14 protein-coding genes are annotated in these 22,409 nt (G+C 53.5%); 1 reads left to right on the top strand and 13 read right to left on the bottom strand.

Features of this window, described 5'->3' with window-relative positions; all coding sequences use genetic code 11:
- Nucleotides 1-20: 20 nt before the first annotated feature.
- From A3OW_RS27925 to rfbB, 13 genes are all read right to left on the bottom strand, one after another.
- Nucleotides 21-290: a hypothetical protein gene (locus A3OW_RS27925; protein ID WP_157385912.1), complete on the bottom strand. Its 270-nt coding sequence runs from the start codon at nucleotides 288-290 to the stop codon at nucleotides 21-23.
- Between the two features lie 429 nt (nucleotides 291-719).
- Nucleotides 720-1,157, bottom strand: coding sequence for a GtrA family protein (locus A3OW_RS0114915; RefSeq protein WP_083918220.1), 438 nt, complete (start codon nucleotides 1,155-1,157; stop codon nucleotides 720-722).
- Nucleotides 1,158-1,167: 10 nt separating this feature from the next.
- On the bottom strand, nucleotides 1,168-2,088 hold the full coding sequence (locus A3OW_RS0114910) for a UbiA prenyltransferase family protein (RefSeq protein ID WP_020564249.1): 921 nt from the start codon (nucleotides 2,086-2,088) through the stop codon (nucleotides 1,168-1,170).
- Entirely contained in the window at nucleotides 2,085-2,981 is an 897-nt protein-coding gene (locus tag A3OW_RS25135; RefSeq protein WP_157385911.1) for a class I SAM-dependent methyltransferase, read from the bottom strand. The genes A3OW_RS0114910 and A3OW_RS25135 overlap by 4 nt, the downstream gene beginning before the upstream one ends.
- 183 nt (nucleotides 2,982-3,164) lie before the next feature.
- Nucleotides 3,165-5,714 (bottom strand): DUF7657 domain-containing protein, encoded by a 2,550-nt coding sequence (locus A3OW_RS25130; RefSeq protein WP_020564247.1) that lies wholly within the window; start codon nucleotides 5,712-5,714, stop codon nucleotides 3,165-3,167.
- 320 nt (nucleotides 5,715-6,034) lie between these two features.
- Nucleotides 6,035-9,097: a hypothetical protein gene (locus A3OW_RS0114895; protein WP_020564246.1), complete on the bottom strand. Its 3,063-nt coding sequence runs from the start codon at nucleotides 9,095-9,097 to the stop codon at nucleotides 6,035-6,037.
- Between the two features lie 44 nt (nucleotides 9,098-9,141).
- Nucleotides 9,142-14,034, bottom strand: coding sequence for a rhamnosyltransferase WsaF family glycosyltransferase (locus A3OW_RS26525; protein WP_020564245.1), 4,893 nt, complete (start codon nucleotides 14,032-14,034; stop codon nucleotides 9,142-9,144).
- Nucleotides 14,027-15,388 carry an ABC transporter ATP-binding protein gene (locus A3OW_RS0114885; protein ID WP_020564244.1) on the bottom strand — a complete coding sequence of 454 codons (1,362 nt, stop codon included), beginning with the start codon at nucleotides 15,386-15,388 and terminating at the stop codon, nucleotides 14,027-14,029. Before A3OW_RS0114885 ends, A3OW_RS26525 begins: the two co-directional genes overlap by 8 nt.
- Before the next feature lie 218 nt (nucleotides 15,389-15,606).
- Nucleotides 15,607-16,425 carry an ABC transporter permease gene (locus A3OW_RS0114880; RefSeq protein ID WP_020564243.1) on the bottom strand — a complete coding sequence of 273 codons (819 nt, stop codon included), beginning with the start codon at nucleotides 16,423-16,425 and terminating at the stop codon, nucleotides 15,607-15,609.
- The gene (rfbC, locus tag A3OW_RS0114875) at nucleotides 16,425-16,970 is read right to left on the bottom strand and encodes a dTDP-4-dehydrorhamnose 3,5-epimerase (protein WP_020564242.1); all 546 of its coding nucleotides are present in this window, start codon (nucleotides 16,968-16,970) and stop codon (nucleotides 16,425-16,427) included. The genes A3OW_RS0114880 and rfbC overlap by 1 nt, the downstream gene beginning before the upstream one ends.
- Complete coding sequence (gene rfbA / locus A3OW_RS0114870) at nucleotides 16,970-17,860, bottom strand: glucose-1-phosphate thymidylyltransferase RfbA (RefSeq protein WP_020564241.1); 891 nt, start codon at nucleotides 17,858-17,860, stop codon at nucleotides 16,970-16,972. The genes rfbC and rfbA overlap by 1 nt, the downstream gene beginning before the upstream one ends.
- Nucleotides 17,861-17,865: 5 nt before the next feature.
- Entirely contained in the window at nucleotides 17,866-18,753 is an 888-nt protein-coding gene (gene rfbD, locus A3OW_RS0114865; RefSeq protein WP_020564240.1) for a dTDP-4-dehydrorhamnose reductase, read from the bottom strand.
- Complete coding sequence (gene rfbB / locus A3OW_RS0114860) at nucleotides 18,750-19,811, bottom strand: dTDP-glucose 4,6-dehydratase (RefSeq protein WP_020564239.1); 1,062 nt, start codon at nucleotides 19,809-19,811, stop codon at nucleotides 18,750-18,752. Before rfbB ends, rfbD begins: the two co-directional genes overlap by 4 nt.
- A gap of 813 nt (nucleotides 19,812-20,624) precedes the next feature.
- Here rfbB and A3OW_RS0114855 point away from each other — a divergent pair.
- A complete protein-coding gene (locus A3OW_RS0114855; protein ID WP_020564237.1) occupies nucleotides 20,625-22,274 on the top strand; it encodes a BatD family protein in 1,650 nt (549 codons plus the stop codon).
- The last annotated feature ends 135 nt before the right edge of the window (nucleotides 22,275-22,409 follow it).

Genomic DNA, 22,409 nt, shown 5'->3' with positions numbered 1-22,409 from the left:
CTACACTGGTTGGTTCCGATTTAAAAAACAGGGTTAAAAATGCGAGATTGTTGCAAGTTGCTTATATTTATCAGCATTGGCCGACCTGCGGCCGCATTCGGGCATAAAAAACCACCTAGTCGTGGCAGAAAACAGCCGATCAGGGTGACGATCAGCTTCATGTTGAATGGGCTGCCAGTAAATCCCGCAGCCGAAAATTCAAAATTACCGGCCGCTATTTTAAACAATATCCGGTCTGCCGACAGCGTCAGCACCGTCAGTATCGTAAACGTAAACTGCGGTAAAGACATAAAATTTCAGTCAAACGAGTTAGAAATAGAAGGAAGGTTTAGCCGGATGCCGTGCTAACGGCAACCGTCGGCGACACGGATTTCAGAGCGCCTGGGCGCTGGACTATTGTAGATCGGGATTCCGGCCTCTTTGCCGGAATCCGGAACGAGAGAGCAAGGCTTGCTGAAACTCTCCGAACAGATGAGTTCTCGGTCCGAAATGCATCAAATCTGCTTCGAGATAGCCCATCTTTGATTGTATAGTCGTTGTTTTTCGTTTCAGTACGGCTCCAATTTTACACTACCTTGTTTGAAAGTCGAAATTTTGAGTAAGTCTGAGCGAACAGGATCGTGGAGGATGGAATAACAAAGTGCGAAGCGTGAAAGGATTTGTTCCCTCTGATTCGGTCGTCCGTTTGATTTTTTCTTCGGACGCGCAAGATATTCTGGTTAACCATGTTTATCAACAAGTCGGACGTTTTGTCCTGTATCCGGCTTCCGATCCGACACAAAGGTGTAACGTCGATTGATGCTGAAGTTGCCTATCATGATAACCGCAGTGGCTATCGATTGAGCTGCCAGATAATGCAGCGACAGTTTGCTGTTCAAAGTCCAGAAGAGCAAGGTATTTAATGCCAGCATTGCGAAGGTGACGAGAAGATAGCGGAAAAGAATGACGGAATGCGGCCCTTGTGCCCTGAAGGTACAGTAGTATTGGAGCGAATAATTGACCAAAATAGCGGCGCAAAAACCCAATATACTTGCGACGGCTGCATTGAAATCAACAAACTCGATCAATATTGCCAATACACTGAAATGGGTAATGGCAGCAGCACATCCGGATAGTATATAGCGGGAAAAAAGCCTGACTTGTTTATTTCTTCTCATGGCAACAATTTCAATAGGTCAGCGGCTCGACCAGTTTGTGCAGAAATGGAATGTCTATGACAAACAACAATGATACTACCAGGCATAGAAAAATAAGATATATCATGAAGTTCTTCTCTTGATAAAATTTCTCCGGACTCTGAGTCGGAGACAAGGGCTTCATGCCAATTCCCAAATACCATACGAATAATAAAGCAAATAGCGGAAAGCTCAGCAGAAATTCAATCCTATATTTAATTAAGAATATACCGAGAAAAAAACAGGATGTGATGGCATAGAAGAAAGAAGACAACAGTAAGGTCTTTTCCGTATATACCTTAAACGATCGACGGTACGAACCTGCCTTTTTCGGATCGTTGATGAAACGGTATTCTGCATAACGCTTGACGGCCATTAAAAATCCCCCGCCCATCCAATATGCCAAAAGTATACTTGACGGTGGAAAAACCTGACTGGTTATCGCGGTCCAGCCTAACAAAAAACGTAAAGGGTTGTTAAAGGATTCTGATAGCACGTCCAGGTAAACCCGGTCTTTGGTGCGGAATGGGCTTACATTGTATAGAATCCCCATGAATAACAGGGATGCGCTAAAAATGAGAAAAACTGAAGATAACTGCAAAGCGAGTCCAAGTCCTAATATCGAAAATAGCGCGTACTCCAGGTAAACGTATTCTGCCTTCATGTTTCCTGCAACTGCGGGGCGATGTTTTTTGACCGGATGATGCTGGTCGAACTCGGCATCCAGCCATTCGTTTATTACGTAGTTGGCTGAAACGATGAAACAAGTGGAAAATATGGCAATAAGAGAATGCGTAATCGCTTGTAAAATATCGGGGTGAGTAAATATTATAGCCAAAGCCAATCCTGGCAGCATGAATACGTTTTTAAACCAGTGGTCTATTCTGGCAATAAAGAGATAATTTTTTATCATGAGTAAATTGATTGACTTGGTGTTTTTTTCTTGAACAGGATGTAAATGGAGTCGCCAAGATTCAGGGATACGACAATCCTGTCCAGTGAATCCGGAAACGGTATTCTTAGAATACTCGGAAGATAACGGTAGATACGCTCCAATAAATATCCGGCACTGAAATACCAACTTGGCCGTCCAATCTTGACCGGCTCCAAGCCGGCGCGATCCAGAGCTAAAAGTAGATTTCTGCGTGTGAAATAACCGATGTGCGCTATTCGATAATGCCACCATTTCCACCCCATGATTCGAGGAATCAGCGTGCCTCTGTCAGGCGTCACCACCAGTCCAAAACCGTTCTCGTCAAGTTGCAGTGCCACATGAGCCAATAACTCGACGGGATTAGGCACGTGCTCAATAACGTCTACCAGTGTAACCAGATCGAAAGTATTTTTAATGTCGGGATGAGGATAAGTTCCAAGATGAACTTTAAGGCCGTATTCCGTCGATTTTTTCTGCGCCCAACAGGAAGGCTCCACTCCTTCAGCGTCATATCCCATGGAAAGAGCCTGTTCCAACAATATGCCGGTCCCGGAGCCAATATCCAGCAAGCGGCCGCTGCCTTGGAGCGGGCGTAACAGTTCCAGCAGTTTGCGCGCTTGAATTCCCCGCTCTTTACGTCCCAGTTCATATTGTTTATCTTCAAGGTCCTGATAGTAAGAAGCCACGTCGGACAATTCGGAGCACTGGATGAAGCCGCAACCTTCGCAGCGATATAATCGCCCGGTGCTTCCGTAATTGCTATCGGTAATGGCAAAGGAACTGCTGTTCAGCGTTTCTGTTATGTTGCTAGGCTTGACGAAAGTCATGTCGTCTGAATTACAAATCCAGCACGTATAATGTTCTGTTTTCACGGTGTTGGTACGCCACTTTGAGTATTCTTGCGCAAACTAAATAAAAGCGCTCGCAGGAATTCGAGCATTTTATTCACATACGCATTAATTGATAAATGCACTCAACCACAGTCAGGGTGAGAGCTCACGCAAAAGACGGGGAGTTACAACATAAATATTTGGCATGTACGCAAGAAAATCCATTCATTCATTTTCCGGTCCCGATATAACAAATTTTGACCATCCCTTATTCTCGCTTACGAACTTTAAGCTTTGATTCAATTTAAGAGCGTTTGAGTCGGTAGAAGGCGCAACGAAAATGCCGGCCCCCGTCTTTCTGAAATCGAAGTAGGTCGGGTCCACCGTCACTTTAACTACGTCACCTTGCGGAGTTTCAATCCGGTAGTAAGGGGTAGCTACGGTACTTAATGTAAAAACCAGATGTTGGTACCGATTGTAGATGTTTTCTTGTGATCCATCCGAGTCTAAACGCTCCCACATTCTTTTTTGGGGGTAATAGAATATTCCGTTCGATACGGGTCGACCGCTTGCCAACAGCAGCATTGCGGGCGTGTAATTACCGGCGACGAGGGCACGGAAGCGATTCCCGGAAAAATCGGCAACGGGGGTAACGGCAAGGGGGGAAATAATCAACGGGTTGAAAGGCAAAACCGTTGCTATCGACAACATCAGGTTAAGCACTAAATATTTTCGATATTCCCCAATCGCCAGCCACCAGGAGCCGAATAAAATGACCAGGAATATAACTACTAAAATACTGGGTGAAAAACCGGATAGCGTTTCGGGAGGTATTTTGGAAATGGCATAAACAACAATCAACCCCCACGCCAAACTGGCAATTCCCGCAAAAACCATGATCAGTATTTTATATAAACGATTGGTGGCGTTATTTGGAACCAATAACGCCCCCGTCAGCAGCAGGCAGGCCAAACCTAAAGACAAATCCGCTCTACTATCCGGTACGCGCCCCCATAAAGTGGGCTTGGTAAAGTCCTTGGGTAACCCTACTAACATATACGTTACTATGAAGGCTATAAATAACAATAACAGGCAATGAACAACATCGATTTTTTTATCCCAAAGGCGTACGCAAAACAAAACAAAGAGCGCGGGAAACATAAAATAGAACGACGCAATTTCAGTCTGGTTGGAATAGCCCCCATCCATTCGATAAATCGTTATCAAGTTGGTAAAGCCGCGCAGCAAGTATGAAACAGTAAAGCTCCCGCCGGTCAAGCTGTCTCGATGCCCGGGATAGACTGTGTCCATCATGGCAAAGATTGCGGATTCGGCATCCGACCACCAATTCCAAAGAATCAGTATCGCCAAGCCGAAAGCGAATGCAAAAGAAAGCAATTTAAATGGATTGAACTTTTTGTACAGCTTGTCACGTAACACAAGACCTATTCCTATAAAAAGAAATAAGTATCCCAAGGAAATCTGCCATGGCGGATACAATAAGAGGACAAATCCAGCCAAAGACAAGCCGAGCGCTATGGTCGGGACAAACAGCGCAACGGTATTTCTGTTGCGCAATATCGCTATGAATGAGTACAACATTAAACTGGGAAAGAAAACTGCATAGGCCGGCCAATACGACCATGCAGCGACATAGGCGCTTGCACAGAATGACAGAGAGAGAAGAAAACCTATGCGCCAATGATTGGGCGAGATCAAACCAAAAACCGACCAAAGGGCAAATAAACAGCCGAAAATGGGAAACCACCAGTACCAGGCTAAAGCACGCCTCAAATCAAACAAGTGGAAACCCCAGGTTGCGGGTTTTGCCAAAGCTGAAACGTGATTGACAGGCATTCCCGTGAATCCTATAACGAGCATGTTTTGCCCTTCTTCGCCAATATTTTTATTAATTATTGGAAATCCAGGCGAGTGGTTGGCTTGAGATATCGCCAACGGAGTAAAAACCAGCCACTCGTCGGATCGAATGGGCTTGGGTGTTCCCCATACGGAATGAAAACCGTCTGAGCTGACAAAAGCGGAAGATTGTTCGGAACCGATCTGGAATGACGAGCCGGACGTCCCCATGCCCACAAGACAGGCAAAAAGAAATATTAAAGCGGACGTTGGAATAACGATAGGATGTATGTGGCGCTTAAGCCGTTCGGAAAGTTTCCTTGCCGCTTTTTCCGCAAAAATCAACGCAGCAACAACCAGCGATACGGCAAACCCAAGCAAGCCGAGCACAATCGTTGTTCGCGCATGCCCATCCGGGTTAACTTCAATCACGGATGTGGGACCGTTGACCGATAATTTAATAAGTTCCCCATTCTCCATTCTGGCTTTCGCGGCTACCGCATATTTTCCAGCCTTCAAATTCGAGGGGAGTGCCGATTTCACTCGCCAACCGCTGTTCAGCCAGTCTTTCCGCGCCATTGTTGCGGCTACATCGGGGCGTTCGAACTGTTCAAATCCTCCTTCATAAAGGGTTGTGCCGCCGACTTTAATGATTATCGCAGTTATTTTTCTAGTTGGGTTAAAGGGTGCCACCCAACCTTGCGCTAAAAACTCGTTTCCCGATAGGCTGATGGTATCAAGACTACCCAGAGCCACCGGTTGCCCTGTACTTTGTGCATAGGTGCCGGCGGCCGCAAATAAGGTTGTCAACAATAGCATGGCCATCATGGCTTTGACGTGCAACGCGCGCAACAATAAAACCGCCTTGGATGCGAACGCCCTCTGCGTGATTCGAAAATAGTTGGAAAATGTTGTCATTCTTACAATTCAACTCATAAGCGTATTATTATCAGCAAAACAGCCCGGATGAAGTTTACGGAATCCGGGCTATTCTTGACTTCGATAATCCCCGCATTACGCACAGCTCCATGCGGGCTACCTGCTGCTTTTTTCATCCAGACAGCATACCGGTTTTAGAGGGCTGTACGTAACGTCAGCTAATATAACAAAGTTTTCTGCTTTCACGAATTCGGCGTTCATTTGCCCGGGAAGGGAACCGAACAACCGGTAGCCGAGCCAATTTCAAAGCTGGACTCCTCGCTCCTCGCCATGAAAAATTTGCGGAAAGCAAATTCCGATTAGTTTGCACGAGCATTCAACTTCAGCAATTCTACGCTGTTCAGGCGCAGCTCGCGGCAAGAGTTGGGGTCCAGAAGATCTAGACGAAAGGAAACAATGCGTTCGGCCAAAAGCCACCTGGGCTGCGCTCCCATGGGTATGAGCGCTTTTTTTCCGGAGCCGAAGAAACGGAGTACGGTTTTTTCGCTCTGGGGATCGTTCTCGGTATTCCAGTAAAGCTCCAGAATCGGTTCGGGCGCGGCCGGGTTTCTCGCACAGGCATAATCGATCAGAAGGAAGTCGGCCTCTTTCCCGGCCAAAGGGTACGGACTGATGTCGAACATGAAATAAGGATCATCCCCGGTTGGCCGGTAAACTCCCGTTTCGGTCCGGGTAAAATGATAGATTGCCGTTGGCTTCATTGGCCGAATCGTAGTGAATCTGTCCTTTAATTGTCTCCAGGAGCGTCCCCACGCATTCGGAATGGCCTGCAGGTCGCCGGCTCTGAACACCGGATCGAGAATATCCAGGGACTCCGGCAAAGTCTTTCGGTCAGCGGTGCCGATACGGTCGGCCCGGATAAGAAAAGTATACTTCCCGATGACCCGGGGAACATAAGAAGAGACCAATTCCTTATAAAGGAGATAGCTCCTGAGGGAGGCGGGGCCGCCGTCGTAAACGAGCCGGGGTGCAATGAGCGCGAGAGGCGGCGGATTTTCCTTGATCTGCTCGATCATCCGGCCCAGCGACTTGGTATTGGCTGCGACGTAATCGGCCGAATAAACGACCGGCACCGGCAAATCCAGATAATAGTATAAAGCCGAACGGTTGCTGAGATCGAGGAAGGTTTCGCCGGGTTCGAGATAGAGGGCTATTGCTTTCCGAAGCGATTGAAGATCCTCTATCCGCTGCGGATCCGCAAACAACTTGCCAAGACGCGGCAAGCCGATCTCCTTTCCGGATACCAGGCTGTTTTTGTCGTCTATGGCCTCAGTCACGGTGGGATTCACGAGCAGCGCACGATAATCCAGAGTCACTCCCGCGACACTGGTCGTGATGCCGATAATCAGAGCCAGGGCGAGATGCCTGCGGGACCGGGTTGACTCGGTGCCGAAGCCGCCCTGGAGCAAAGGCAGAAAGAAAGTCAGGGAAAGAAAGGAAAGCGCGCCGTCTCGATAGATAAAATCGCCCGGCGAAATCCTTTCCATGGACCACTTGCCGATGACGAAAAAAGTCAGCGGAATCAGGGCGAGCAATACTATGTATCTCGGCTCGGGACGACGGTTTTGTTCGACCAGGGTGCGGAGCAGCAGCGTTACTGCGCCGATGATGAAAATGATCCAGGACAGCTTTAAAAAAACCCACTGGAATTGGGTTGCGGCAAAACCGATATCATGCGGGCGCAAATCCATTTGCAATATTCCGACGCCGTTAGCGGCCGTATTGGTCGAGGCATTGTCCAGGATGAAGTGCAGGAAACCGCCGGCTATGTGCCGCAGAGGGGTAACCAAGACGATTCCCGGGACTGAAGCCGATGCCAGCAGAAGAAAGAACTTTATCCATGCTTTGTTGTCGGAAAAATCCAGCCAGCCACGGTAAAGCACGAGCGGAAGGCTGCCTAGGATCAGACCGGCTCCGACCGGAACATTGTACAAAACGGAAAGCAGGGCAAAGAGAAGCCACAGAGGCAGCCATGCGGCCACTCTGCGATTTCCGGAAAGCAATCGGGAAAACAGCAGCAAAACAGGCACCAGGCAAAGCAGTCGGTTCGGGGCGATGCCGAGCAAAGGCGACAACAAGAGCGCCGGCCAGGGGCCCTGGAAACTGTAGATCGACCAAAAACTCAACCCGATGAACAGAGCCGTCAGCAACAGCATGGCTTGAGGAAAAGTGGCCACGGTGCCGTCGTAGAACCAGGCATTGAGGCCCCCGTAGGCTAATGCCATCAGACCGTGAATCGGTGCAAAATCGAAATAAGGAAGCTTGCCGAAATCGACGATCTGCTGCCAGGGCAGAAGCTGCTCCCCGATATGGAAATCATCTATGGCAAAGGAAAAAGTCGCCCAGGAGAAAAAAAAGCAACCGGTGTACACGGCGATCGGATACAGGGAAGCCGGCGACAACATGTCCCTATAGCTGAGAAGTTGCCCCGAGCGTTCCGCTTGAAGCCAGCGCTGATAATGCCGATAAAGTCTATGCCAGGAAAAAAGAACCAGGACGCAGACCGTGAAAATCAGCCCGGAGCTTTGATACAACCTGATCATGCTTCCCTGATAGAAACCGTATTGCGACACCAGGACGAAAAGCAGCAAGGGAGGAGTGATTTGAAGCAGTAGCAAGCTCCGATGGAACCCTCTTTTCAGGCGCGGCAATGATCCGGCACGGACCGTATTCCAGCAGATAAATCCGATGGCCGCCAGGACGGCGGCGAGGATAATCGCGCCGCTCCCCTTATTCAGCAAAAGGAGGCGCAGCGGAATCGAAAACTGAGTTACGGCAACGATGACGGCAACAACGGAAAATACGCCGAGCATCAGGATCAACACGGAAGACAGGCCGGCCTCCGCCACGTCGCCGGCCGAGACGGTCTCAGGATTTCGAGCGAAGGCCAGGGCGATGAAGGCGAATAAGAGGACCAGAAAACCCGAAACGTTGAGCAAAAGGAACGGCATGTCGGGCCGCATGAGCGCGGTGCCGAGCCAGAATACGGCCGGCAGCCAGGCCAGCCGGAACAACTGCTGCACCGCGCCGATCCATGTTGCGGAAACATCCTTTTTCCGCAAATGATGGAACAGCATGAGCATGCCCATGCTAAAAATGACGAACCCGGCGAAGAGCAGGTTAAGAGCTTTCCATTCCCGGTCCTTGTCGTAATCGACCCAAGTCAGGGCGCCGATCACCAGATCCTTGTATTCCTGGCCGTCGCTGAGACAGGGGTACAGGTCCCAGACCATCAAAAAGGACAAGCCCGCCCCCGTCAGCAAGGAAAGCGTCACATCTTCAGGGGTAACTTTCGGTTTTGTAAAAGCTATGGCCGTCATGACCTTGATTAATTCCAGCGATTGATTAAATTGTCCGGTCAAGCCGCTCGTTGCCGGCGGGTGACGTCTACAGCGACGACGCGCCGTCATCCATTTTTAACCATGGCCTCGACGTAACGGGAAATGGTCGTGCTGTCGGCCGGCCCGTACAGGTTTCCGTTAAAGGAAGGCTGTCCTTTAGGCAACGTGAGCGCCAGCTCGATCCGGTCGAGCAGATTTTCCCTGACCGGATCGTAGGGAACGAGGTTACCGGAAATGGACCTCAGCAATTCCGCATCCCGATTCTCGAAAATATTGGTCACCGTGGGAATGCCCGAGGCCGCCGCCTGAAAGGCGATGACTCCGGGGTGAGCCGAATAAATCATCGAGACCACCAGATCGCAGGACGACAGCAGTCCGACGTACTCTTCCTTCGCCACTTTCGAATTGACGAAGATCGAATTGCCGTTGATGCGATAGGAATAACAGGTGTCGATGGTGCCCATCATGTAAATCTCGTAGCCCGTGTATTTGTCGCAAAACTGTTCGGCGGCGCCCATCAGGATTTCGGGAAGATTCCGGGACTGGAAGCTTTCGGGCCGGAAATAGAAGAACAACCGCCGGGTTTTTTCGGGCCTGACGGACACCGGCTCGATTTTGGGCGTGGTGATCCATATATGCTGGGAATCCGTCAAGAGCCTTTTGTCTTTCAGGAAACGATACAGGAGCGACGTCGAAACGATGATGTTGCGCGAGCTGGCGACCGCCTGTTCGCTGCGGACGTAGCCCGTTCCGAGCGGGCCGAATCCCGCCTCGTAATCCTGGCAATAATAAATGGTCCGGTCCAGATCCTGAAAAATGTCCCGTGCCTTCAGGAAGAGCTCGCTATTGAAGGAGACAATCACGGTAGGACGGCATTCCAGCGTGTTCAGCTTGCTTTCATGGATCACCTCGATGCGGTCCGAGAAGCGCGCGGCGAGTTCCGGGTTGAAGGTGTCGCATTCAACGGAAAGGACGACTCGGTCGAAGCTGTCGATGATCGGTTTGAAGTCCCTGAAGAATTCGGTATAACCGGCAAAAAACAAGTCTTCTTGCAGATGCGAAAAGAAAATGAGCAGGAACGGGTCCTTGGATCTTGGCAACGCGCTTAAATCGGGTTTATAGATGGGCGCCGGACGCAGATTGGCCGGACGCGTGAATCCCTTGGACAGCCTGGGCGCTTGCCCGAACCGCCGCATGATTTCATAATTGCTCCAGACGCGTTTTTCGAATTGTCCGCATAAACAATAATGAACGTATCCGTTCGGAAGGGTACCTTGCTTCATCAACTGAGCGACGTCCGGATTGGCCTGAAGATAAAATTTCTCGTCGAACTCGATCAGGCTGGCCTTGTTTTCGACCAGACGCTCCACTTCTTCGATAAAACGGGTCAGATCGAGCGTAGTGTTGTAATCGGATTTTTCGTAGGCTTCCCGGTAGAGATTTTCTTTTTGCGTGTCAAGATAAGCCTGCCATTCCTGCTCGGTAGAGATGCGTTTTTCCGATTCCCCGAACAGGCAGAAATGGACGTACCCGTTCGGAAGGGTTCCTTTGGCGATCAATTGCGCCACGTCGGGATTGACCTTTAGATAAAAGGCTTCGTCGAACTCGATCAGACTGTCTTCATTTGCAGCCAGACGGTCGACCTCCGCGGAGAAGCGGGCGAAATCGAGCGTGTCCTTATAGGCCGATTTTTCATAGGCGCGGCGGTAAAAGCTTTCTTTCTGCTTGAGCAGATGGGCCTGCCATTCCTGCTCGGTATGAATGCGCCCCTCGAACCGGCCGAACAGGCAGTAATGAATGTAGCCGTTGGCAACGATTCCTTTCGCTATCGACTGCACGACGTCGGGGTTGGCTTGCAAATAAAAGGCCTCGTCGAAGTCGATCAGGCTGTCTTCATTTGCGGCCAAGCGATCCACTTCTTCGGTAAAGCGGGCGAAATCGAGCGTGTCCTTGTAAGACGATTTTTCGTAAGCCTTGCGGTAAAAGTTTTCTTTCTGCTTGAGCAGATAAGCGCTCCGTTCTTCTTGGTTGCGGAAACGGCCTTCCTTTTGCCCGAACACGCAATAATGAACGTAGCCGTTGGCAATGATGCCTTGCGCCACCGATTTTGCGATGTCCGGGTTGGCTTGCAGATAAGCTTCTTCGTCGAAATCGATCAGGCTGTCCTGGCGGCTGGCCAAGCGGTCGACCTCCTCGGCAAAGCGGGCGAAATCGAGCGTGTCTTTATAGTCCGATTGCTCGTAGGCCTTCCGGTAGAGTTTTTCTTTCTGTTCGGAGCGGGCCGACGGCGCCGCCTTGGCCGCCGTTTGCATTGCCGCCAGCTTGTGCTTGTGGTCTCTGCATGCCCGTCCTTCGAACTGGCCGAACAGACAATAATGAACGTATCCGCACGGGAAGCGCCCTTGCGCGACCGATTGCGCAACGCCGGGGTTCGCTTGCAGATAAAAGGCCTCGTCGAAATCGATGAGGCTTTTTTTATTAGCCGCCAGGCGATTTACTTCATGAACGAAGCGGCTGAACTCGAGCGCATCGCGGTAGGCGGATTTTTCGTAGGCCTGTCGATAGAGGCTTTCCTGGCCGTCAAGCCGGGCCGCATCCGTTTGTCCGGACGGAGTTTTGGGAGGATTGGCGCGTTTGGCGATGAGCGCCTGCATATCGTCCGGGTTTTGGATAAGGACCAGTTGGTCGGAGGACTGGGAGAATCCCAGTTTGTGCCGGCGGTCTCTCCAGACCCGGCCCTCGAACTGTCCAAACAGGCAGTAATGATAGTAGCCGCTCGGCATGACGCCTTGCGCCACGGCGTGAGCCACTTCGGGGGTGGCTTGAAGATAGAAGGCTTCATCGAAATCGAGGGCGGGATCTTTCGCGTCCGCCAGAAGCTTTTCGTCGATATCGAAGCGGTTGAAATCCACGTGCCAGGCCGGCAGGGAAATTTTCAGCCAGCGAAAACCGGCTTTCTCGCAAATCGCAAAATACATCCTCTCGATCAGATGGCCCAGGGTACCGTCGACCTGGCCCAATTCTTCCGGAAAATCCTTGAAGGAAAGTTTGAGGTCGAGCAGGGGCTTCAGCGCCGCAGAACGCGCCCAGAACATCGAGCCGGACGGAAAATCGATCGTTTTGTCATGGGTCAGCGTAATGCCCAGGCGGCGGGCGAACAGCTCGGCGTTGCCGGTATTGCTGTCCTTGCCGAGATACTGGCGGATCATTTCGATATGTTGCGGGGCGATCATGCCGAGTTTCGGGTCCAGCCTGAACGCTTCGAAAACGCTTTCGACAATGGCGCTCGACCCCATCAGCGTTTCCAGCAGGTACGTGCGCCAGCCGTGCGCATCGCCCCAGTTCAGGGATTTCTTGGTATGGACATGAAGCACGAATTCGTAACGGTGATAAACGTCACGGCAGGTAATGAGCTTGGGCGCGATGTCCCGGCCGCGGTTCTGCGCGAGCCTGACGTCGACTTTGCCTTTGTTCCAGCCGGAAAAGCTTTGTTGAATGCTTGATTTTTTTGCGTCGCTGTCGGTGGTGATGTACAAGTCGAAACCGAACGGGATATTCGAAAAATATCCTTTGAATTCATCCGCCATGTCGGGATAGAACATGTGACAGATGACCGCCAGGCGGGGCGGCGTTTCCCAGGACACGAGGTCGTAGGAAAAAGGCACGGCTACGCTGTAATCGCCGGCCGCGGGGGCGAAATGCGGGATAACCGGTGGAAGCTCCAGGTGCAGGGCGGCGCGCCTTTCTCGCCAGCGCCGGAATAATTGAAATGTCAGCGTCCACCAGATCAGTTTCATCGTGCGGCGAAGGAACCGGCTCAATCCGGGCGATGACGCTAGGACGGCGTGCAGCGGGGCGGTCAGCCGCCAGCTCAGGCTGCCCTGGATGGCGTGCAATTGGTTGTCGCGCTCGGCCAGCGCCTGACGGAGGCCGGCGATTTGCCCGTCGCGCTCGGCCAGTGCCTGATCAAGGCCGGCCATCCGGTGGTTGCGTTCCGCTACCGCCAGATTGAGGCCGGCAATTTGCCCGTCGCGCTCGGCTACTGCCTGATTGAAGGCGGCGATCTGCCCATCGCGGTCGAGTCTGGCTTGGTCAAGCGCGGCAATGCGCCCGTCGAAATCCTTTACCGCATGCTGGAGGCCGGCAATCTGCAAATCCCGGTCCGACAGGGCCCGATGAAGTTCGGCCAGTTGTTCGTCGCGCTCGGTCAAGGTTTGGGTCAGGGCAGACAGGCGGCTTTGCGCCTGGTTCCGCTCGAAGCGTTCCCGTTGCAGTGCGCCCAGCGCGGCAAAATAACGCTGCAACTGCCGCTGCGCCGGAGAGGCTGGGTCCAGCCAGGGCAGCGGCCGGGCCTCGGCGCCGTCCACCTGCACCACGCCCAGGCCGTGGGAATGGGTAAACTCCAGGTGGCCGGGATAGCGGGCCTGAAGTTCGTGCCACAGCTTCCAGACGCCGAAGCCGTGCTCGCGTACGTTGGTGTCATGGAACAGCACCACGGCGCCCGGAGCGAGTTTGGGCCGCCAACTGTCGAAATCGTGCTTGACCGCTTCGTAAGTGTGCAGGCCGTCGATGTGCAGCAGATCGATCGAGCCGTCGGCGAAATAACCGAGCGCTTCGTCGAAAGTCATCCGCAGCAGATTGGAAAAGTCGGCGTAATGCGCCCGGTTATGGGCATGGACTTTCTCGAACACGTCGTCGCCGTAGCGTCCGGCATGGTCGTCGCCGCGCCAGGTGTCGACGGCGTAGCAACGGGTCGAAAGGCCGGCCTCGCGGACGGTCTGGCAGAAAGCGAAATAGGAATTGCCGGAATGGGTGCCCAGTTCGACGAAGAGATCGGGCTGCACCGTCCGGGTCAGCCAGTCCGCAAACGGCAGATGGCCGCACCAGGCGCCGGGCGCTTGCAGCGAGAGAGGCGTAAATTGAGCCGATTCCAGCAAACTGTCGGTGAAGCTATTCATGCGGTTTTTTTACACTCAGATGGATGTTGTTCATGGGGATGCCGATCAGTCCGCCTGCCACGCTCGTCGATTCCGATCTAAAAAACAGGGCGTCATGCACCCAGTGCTGCTGGATGTGCTCCTGCTGGGTGCCGTTGGCTATGGCTACGGTCACCGAGTAATCGCCGGCCAATAAACGCGGCATCTGAAACGAAAAGTCGGCGGTCAGGAATTGGCCCGGACCGCAGACTACCGGAGAGTCCATATAACTGAGATAGGTATTGTCTCCGAATAAACACTGGCCCAGTTTGTCTTTTATGTAAAAGCCGACGATCGGCGAGTCGAGGGACGAGTTGGCAAGAGCTTCCACTCTCAGGACGACTTCTTCCCCGCCCACCACCCAGGCAAGAGGGGCGCCTTGTCGGTCGAAAAATTTGACCGAAGTGATCTGCGCCTCGCCTTTGCCGAAGGAAGGCGCATCCGGATTGAATTCGAACAAGCGAAGATCGTTGCGCAAATTGCTGGCGTTGATGAACGCCAGCCGCGGATCTTTGGCCTGAGAGTCGGAAGAGTCGATAAAGTTCTGTTTGATGCGGGTGGTCGTGCTTTTGCCTTGTTGCTCTTCATAGAAGGCTTCGAGGTAATTTTCACTCACTTCTTTGGGCGATCCTTGTTGCAGCATCCGGCCTTTTTCGATCCATATGGCGTGAGTGCACAAGCTTCTGACCGATCCGGTATCGTGACTGACGAACAACACCGTTCCCGTTTTCATGAAGCGGCGCAGGAAACGCATGCATTTTTGCCGGAAAAAAGCGTCGCCTACCGCCAGGGCTTCGTCTATGACCAGAATGTCCGCATCCACGTGGGCGATAACGGCAAAGGCCAGACGCACCATCATGCCGCTGGAATAAGTTTTAACCGGTTGTTCGATAAAATTGCCGATATCGGCAAAGGCGATGATGTCATCGAAGCGGGCTACGGTTTCTTCCTTGCTCAACCCGAGCAAGGCCGCGTTCATGTAAACGTTTTCCCGTCCGGTAAATTCCGGATTGAATCCGGAACCCAACTCCAGCAGGGCCGCGATACGGCCCTGGGTCTGAATGCGTCCGCCGGTCGGATTGAGAGTGCCGCAGATGAGTTGTAACAACGTGGATTTGCCGCTGCCGTTGCGTCCGATAATGCCGACGGTTTCGCCTTTTTTGATTTCGAACGAGACGTCCCGGAGCGCCCAAAACTCCCGAAAGTAGTTTACCGGAGCCCGGCCCAGAATACGCCGGATTCTCGGCATGATCGATTGTTTCAACCGGTCCTGCGGCTGATCGTAAATTTGATAGCACTTGCTGAGGTTTTCTACTTTAATGGCAACGCCGGTCATTTGGGTTTTGTTTTTGGATACTACGGATGGAAACTGGGGGACTGGAAACGGGATCGCTTTTTAGCCGACAACTTGTTAATGGCAGAAATGCCGGGCGATCAAGACGGTGCGTATTGAGCGAAGGCCATCGTCATAATAATCAAACTTCGTTAGTAATGATTCTTCAGAGTACCCTGTGTCGGATGCTTTTGAGAAGATTAATCGATAGAAATTTTTCATTATAACACGTCGGCAAAGCCCTTCCTGGTTTTCTGAAACCAGGCGAAACCCAGCCAGGCAATGGTTCCCGAGGCCAGCAGCGACAGAGAATAATAATGCCAGTCGGGCAGTTTGTTCCAAATCAGCACGTCGCGCGCCTGTTCGATCACCGCGGAAAGAGGGTTCAGCAGCAGCAGGCTCCGATAGTCGGGCGGCAGGGACGAGACCGGGTAAAATATCGGCGATAGGAACAGCAAAGTGGTCGTCAGAATGCCGGTGATTTGCGCTATGTCGCGCAAATAGACGCCGAGGGACGCCAGCAACCAGGACAGTCCCATGGTCAACAGGATCAACGGCAGCAGAATTAAAGGAAACAACAGGGCGTTAAGATGAGGCGGACCTATGTAAATCAGATAGAAGATGAACCAGACCGTCAGGCTGATGAAGCCGTGAAAAATCGACGAGCCCATCGCCACCCAGGGCAGGACTTCCAGCGGGAATATGACTTTTTTCACGTAATTGACGTTGGACTGGATCAGATTGGGCGCGCGGTTGATGCATTCGGAAAACAGGTTGAAGACCATCAGGCCGGCAAAGAGCACTACGGCAAACTCGGTCTTTGATTCGCTCTCTACGTTCCAGCGGGCTTTGAACACGACGCTGAAAACAAAGGTATAAACGGCCAGCATGAAGATGGGATGCAAAAACGACCAGAGAATGCCCATGACCGAACCGCGGTAGCGGCCGACGACTTCGCGTTTGACCAGGCTGGCGACCAGGTTTCGGTTGCGCCAGAGACTGAACGCCATTTCCTTGGGGGCAATGGAAAATGGTTGCATCAGGCGAAGACCTCGGCCGCCTTGAACGAAGCGCCCCGGGCATCCTTTGCGGACAGCGAGGGTTCGCCGTTGAAGGGCCAGTCGATGGCCAGATCCTTATCGTTCCAAAGGATGCAGCGTTCGGCGTCGGGCGCGTAATAGTCGGTGGTTTTGTAGAGAAATTCGGCCCGCTCGGACAGCACGACAAAGCCGTGGGCAAAGCCTTCCGGAATCCAGAGCTGATGCTTGTTGTCCGCGGACAACACGACGCCGACCCATTGCCCGAAGTGAGGGGAAGAGCGGCGAAGGTCCACGGCGACGTCGAAGACTTCGCCCTGCACGACCCGGACCAGCTTGCCCTGCGGCTGCCGGATCTGGTAATGCAGGCCGCGCAGCACGTGCCGGGCCGAGCGTGAATGATTGTCCTGGACGAACGTCACCGGCCGGCCGACGAGTTCGTCGAACCGGCGCTGGTTGAAGCTTTCGAAGAAAAAGCCGCGTTCGTCTCCGAACACGGCCGGCTCGATCAGTATGACGCCGGGGATGGCTAAGGTCGTGGCTTTCATCAAAAAATATTTTCGTTGAGGATCCGTTGCAGGTATTGGCCGTAACCGTTTTTGGCGAGCGGTTCGGCCAGTTTCTCCAGTTGCTCGGCGCTGATCCATTGTTTCCGGAAAGCGATCTCCTCCGGGCAGGAGACCTTGAGGCCCTGGCGATGCTCGAGGGTTGCGATGAACTGGCTGGCGTCCAGCAGGGATTCGTGCGTGCCGGTGTCGAGCCAGGCGTAGCCGCGGCCCATGATTTCGACGCTGAGCTGGTCCCGGTCGAGATAAAGGCGGTTGAGATCGGTGATTTCCAGCTCGCCGCGCGGGGACGGTTTGAGGTCCTTGGCGCGACTCACCACGGTGTGATCGTAAAAATACAGCCCGGTGACGGCGTAATTCGATTTCGGGCTCTTGGGTTTTTCTTCCAGGCTGACGGCTTTGCCTTGCTCGTTGAATTCAACGACGCCGTAGCGTTCCGGATCGTGCACGTGATAGGCGAAGACGGTGGCGCCTTCGGAACGCGTCATCGCGTTATCGAGGAGATGATGAAAATCGTGGCCGTAGAAGAGGTTGTCGCCCAAGACCAGCGCCGAAGGATGATCGCCCAGGAAGGCTTCGCCGATCAGAAAGGCTTGCGCCAGTCCTTCCGGCTCCGGCTGGACCGCATACCGGAGATCGAGCCCCCATTGGCCGCCGTCGCCCAGCAATTGCTGAAAGCGCGGCACGTCCTGCGGCGTGGAAATGATCAGAATGTCTTGAATGCCGGCCAGCATCAGCGTGCCGAGGGGATAGTAAATCATCGGTTTGTCGAAAACCGGCAGCAATTGCTTGGACAGGGCCAGCGTCGCCGGATGCAGGCGAGTGCCCGAGCCGCCGGCCAGGATAATGCCTTTACGTTTTATCGGGGTCATGACGATTAACCGGAAAGTGTGAGTTGATCGACGGCGCGATTGACGTGAACCGTCCAGTCGGGAAGCTGCAAGCCGAGCGTTGAGGAAAGCAGCGCGGTATTCAGCCGGGAGTTTTTGGGCCGCTTTGCGGGCAGCGGGTAGTCCTCGGTACCGATCGGGCGAATGGCGGACGTCTCCAGTGGCAGCGGGATGCCGTTGGCCAGCGCCCGGTCGACCGTATGGCAGGCGAGATGGTGCCAGTGGGTTTCGCCGCTTGCGGTCAGATGGTAAATGCCGCCGGCAAGGCGTCCGGCCCGGTACGCGGCCACGGCCAGCGCCGTGACGTCGGCAATCAGTTCGGCCGAGGTGGGCGCGCCGAACTGATCGGCCACGATGTTCAGATGGTTTTTTTCCCTGGCCAGACGCAAGATGGTCTTGATGAAATTGCTGCCGTGGGAGGAAAAGACCCAACTGGTGCGGAAAATCAGGGCCTGGCCGCCGCTTGAGATAATCGCCTCCTCGCCGGCCCGCTTGGACAGACCGTAAACCGATAACGGATGCGTGGGATCCGTTTCCAGATAGGCCTCGGTTTTTTCGCCGTCAAAGACATAATCGGTCGAATAATGAACCAGCAACGCCTCGTGGCGCGCCGCCCAGCCCGCCAGCACGGCGACCGCGTCCCGGTTGATCCTAAAGGCGGCGTCCCGGTCGCTTTCGGCCTTGTCGACCGCGGTGTAAGCGGCGGCGTTGACGATCAGATCCGGTTTGAGCCGGTGCAGCAAGCGCTCCAGTTCGTCGAGATGGCCGAGGTCGGCCTGGTGCCGGTTGAGCGCGGCGACGTCTCCGAACGGCAGCAATGTGCGCTGAAGTTCGCGCCCGACCTGCCCGTCCTTGCCCAGTAAGAGGATGTTCATGCGGCGTAATGCTGGTCGATCCAGTCGCGGTAGGCGCCGCTGGTGACGTGGGCTACCCAGTCCGGATGGTCCAGATACCACTGAACGGTTTTGCGCAGGCCGGACTCGAAGGTTTCGGCGGGCTTCCAGCCCAGTTCCCGGGCCAGTTTCGAGGCATCGATCGCATAGCGGCGGTCGTGGCCCGGACGATCCTTGACGAAGGTGATCTGGCGGCGGTAGGACTGGCCGTCGGCGCGGGGGCGCAGTTCGTCGAGAAGGGCGCAGAGCGTGTGCACCACGTCGAGGTTGGCTTTTTCGTTCCAGCCGCCGATATTGTAGGTTTCGCCCGATTGCCCGGCGGCGAGCACGGCGCGAAGGGCGCTGCAATGATCCTTGACGTAGAGCCAGTCGCGGATTTGTTGGCCGTCCCCGTAAATGGGCAGCGGCCGGCCGGCCAGGGCGTTGTGGATCACCAGCGGGATCAGTTTTTCCGGGAAATGAAACGGCCCGTAATTATTGGAACAATTGGTGGTCAGCACCGGCAGGCCGTAGGTGTGATGGTAGGCACGCACCAGATGGTCGCTGGCCGCCTTGCTCGCGGAATAAGGGCTGTTGGGTTCGTACCGGTGGCTTTCGCAAAAGGCCGGATCGCCCGGGTTCAGGGAGCCGTACACTTCGTCGGTCGACACGTGCAGAAAACGGAAATCCGCTTTCGCCTCTTCCGTAAGGCCGTCCCAGTAACGGCGCACCGCTTCAAGCAGATGAAAGGTGCCGACGACGTTGGTCTGGATGAAGTCTTCAGGGCCGTGAATGGAGCGGTCGACGTGGCTTTCGGCGGCGAAATTGAGCACCGCCCGGGGCCGGTGGCGCTGCAACAGTCCGCTGACGAGGTCCTGGTCGCCGATGTCGCCCCGGACAAACTGATGCCGTTCGTCCCGGGCCAGGCTTTGCAGATTTTCCAGATTGCCGGCGTAAGTGAGCTTGTCCAGGTTGACGACCGTTTCGTCGGAATGGGCAAACCAGTCCAGCACAAAATTGGAGCCGATAAAGCCCGCGCCTCCGGTAATAAGAATGCTCATGTTTCTTTAATTTTTTAAAGTTAAAAGAAAGCGGCCTTTATATAAGGCGGATACCCAAAGGGATTGATAACTCAAAACGGAAGTCTGAATAAGTCGGTCGATAATTCCGGTGTTCAGTAAATCCGAATTCAGGCTCAAACGAGAAAGATCAAGAATCGAAAGCTGCCGTCAACAAAAACCATGTTCTGTAAAGCAATTGTTTTCCGCTAGGCTTCTATAGTTTAAGATTGATATTTAACACAGTTATGTTAATAATGAATCGCATCGATTATATCGTCTCCAATAAAAAGATCAAAATTTTTATGCTTTATGTCCTTAATGTCCGCCGGTTTTTCCGAGATGGCGTTCCGGCCTACCCAAGAGGCACAAGTGGATTGCCGGAATCCGGATGCCGGAGACGACAAGGCTTTATACCTTCCTGTCCCTGGATGCCGGCAGTGCGTGCCGGTACGACGGCTAATTGAGCAAAGTGATGAATGTTAAGGTCTTATGCCCAGAATCGTGACGGTCCCGGCGAGATAGCCTAAGCCGATCGGGCTCCGGGCAAAATAGCCGATCCGACGAAGGAATCAATGCTTCTCGAACAGTTTTGATTTCAGAGCTGACGGAAAGCGGCTGAACCGGAATCGGATGCCGGCATCTTTCCTTTGCCATATTCAAAAGAGCTTTCCCGATTCAAAGTCGACAATTTATTTTCCAGGTGAGCGTTAAACGCAAGCGTATTTCTATATGACAGCCTCCATAATCAATGAAGTGAATAGGCTTGGACGCCGGAATTTCCTCTCTTTTTCCAGCCCGGTTGGTATCCTGCTCGTGATTTTATTGCAGATTCCGGCGATGGGCGAAGGGTTTGCCGCGCCGATCAAGGTTTCGGTGGACCGTAATCCGGTCGGACTCGAGGAGTCCTTTCAGATCGTTTTCACTGCGGCTGAAACGCCGGACGACGATCCCGACTTCAGCCCGCTCGAGCAGGATTTCGACATCATCAGCCAAAGCACCGGCAGCAGCGCCACCTGGCATAACGGAAAAGCCAGCAAGTCGATGCAATGGACGCTGAACGTCATGGCCAGGCAGGCCGGCAGTCTGATTGTGCCGCCGATCAAATTCGGTAAGGACGTGAGCCAGCCCATGGTGGTCGTGGTCACGCCCGGTTCGACTGCGAAAAATCTGAGCGCCGAAGACGACATCATGCTGGAAGTGGATGCGGCGCCGAAAAATCCTTTCATACAATCCCAGGTCATTTACACGGTGCGTATTTATTCGCGAATCGAAATCGTCAGAGCCAGTTTGAACGAGCCGCAGCTCGCCGATGCGGTGATCGAAAAACTGGGCGACGACAGTACTTATACGACGCAAGTCAACGGAATCGATTATGCCGTGACCGAGCGCAAATACGCCGTGTTTCCGCAAAAAAGCGGCCGGATGACGATTCAGCCGCTGATCCTGACCGCCGAAGTGCTGACCGGCAGCCGGCCGAATTTCAACGGTTTCTTCGGTTCCCAACTGACCAGAACTCAAAAAGCCGTTTCAAAAGCCGTAGACCTTGAAGTCAGGCCGGCGCCCGCCGACTATACGGGAGCGAACTGGCTGTCTGCCGAGCATGTGGAGCTGGCGGAGGAATGGTCGGGAGACGTTCAACAAATGAACGTGGGGGAACCTCTGACCCGAACCCTGACGCTGCAAGCCCGGGGGGCGACGGTCGGCCAGTTGCCCGAGCTGAATACGGCCCGGACGGACGATCGGATTAAGGTCTATCCTGATCAGCCCGTGCTTCAGGAACAGAAAAAACCGGACGGTCTGGTTGCGGTAAGACAGGAAAAAATCGCTTTGATCCCCGCCAAGGCGGGCAGCTATACTCTACCGGCCATAGAGATTCCCTGGTTCAATACGGAAAAGCAGGCCATGGAGACCGTTAAAATCCCGGCCGTCACAATCACCGCGAAGGCGGCGGGAGAAACCGAGGCCGATGCTCGGACGCCGGCCGCAACGCCCGTAAAACCGCCGGAAAATGCACCGGCTATCAGGACTCAGGCCGAACAAGCCGGCCTTTGGCTTTGGATTTCGGTTTTTCTGGCGGCGGGCTGGCTTCTGACCGTGGTTTATTTTCTACGGAAGCGGCCATGGGCCAAGCCGGCGGAAACCGTTCGGGAAAAGGAGGAAGAAACCGCCGTTTTTATCAGGAGTCTGAAAAAAGCCTGCGAGAGCAACGATGCGGGTGCAGCTAAAAACGCTTTGATTAATTGGGGTAGACAGACGTACGAAGCCACCAGTTTGGGCGCCGTCGCTTCCTGCTGCGAAGCGCGGCTGCGGGATGAAATTCTGGAACTGAACCGTATCCTGTACAGCAAGGAATCAGGTCGGTGGCAAGGAAAAAAACTGTTTCAGGCTTTTTCCGAACACAGGGCCCGGCGGCAACTTGGAGCTCGAGAAGAGCATAGCCTGGAGCCGCTTTACCGATTATGAAACCGGGCCGCATGCCGCTGCAAACAAATTTTCAACGGCATGAACTTTATCACCTTTGGCTCAATCTTCAGTTAGAGCAACCTTGTTAAGGCATGGCGGGAGATAAGGCCGGCCGCCGATAAAGTCCCCAGGCCA

This window comes from Methylosarcina fibrata AML-C10, assembly GCF_000372865.1.
GTDB lineage: Bacteria > Pseudomonadota > Gammaproteobacteria > Methylococcales > Methylomonadaceae > Methylosarcina > Methylosarcina fibrata.
Note: the sequence above shows the minus strand (reverse complement) of the source record. Positions and strands in the feature narration are given on the sequence as shown.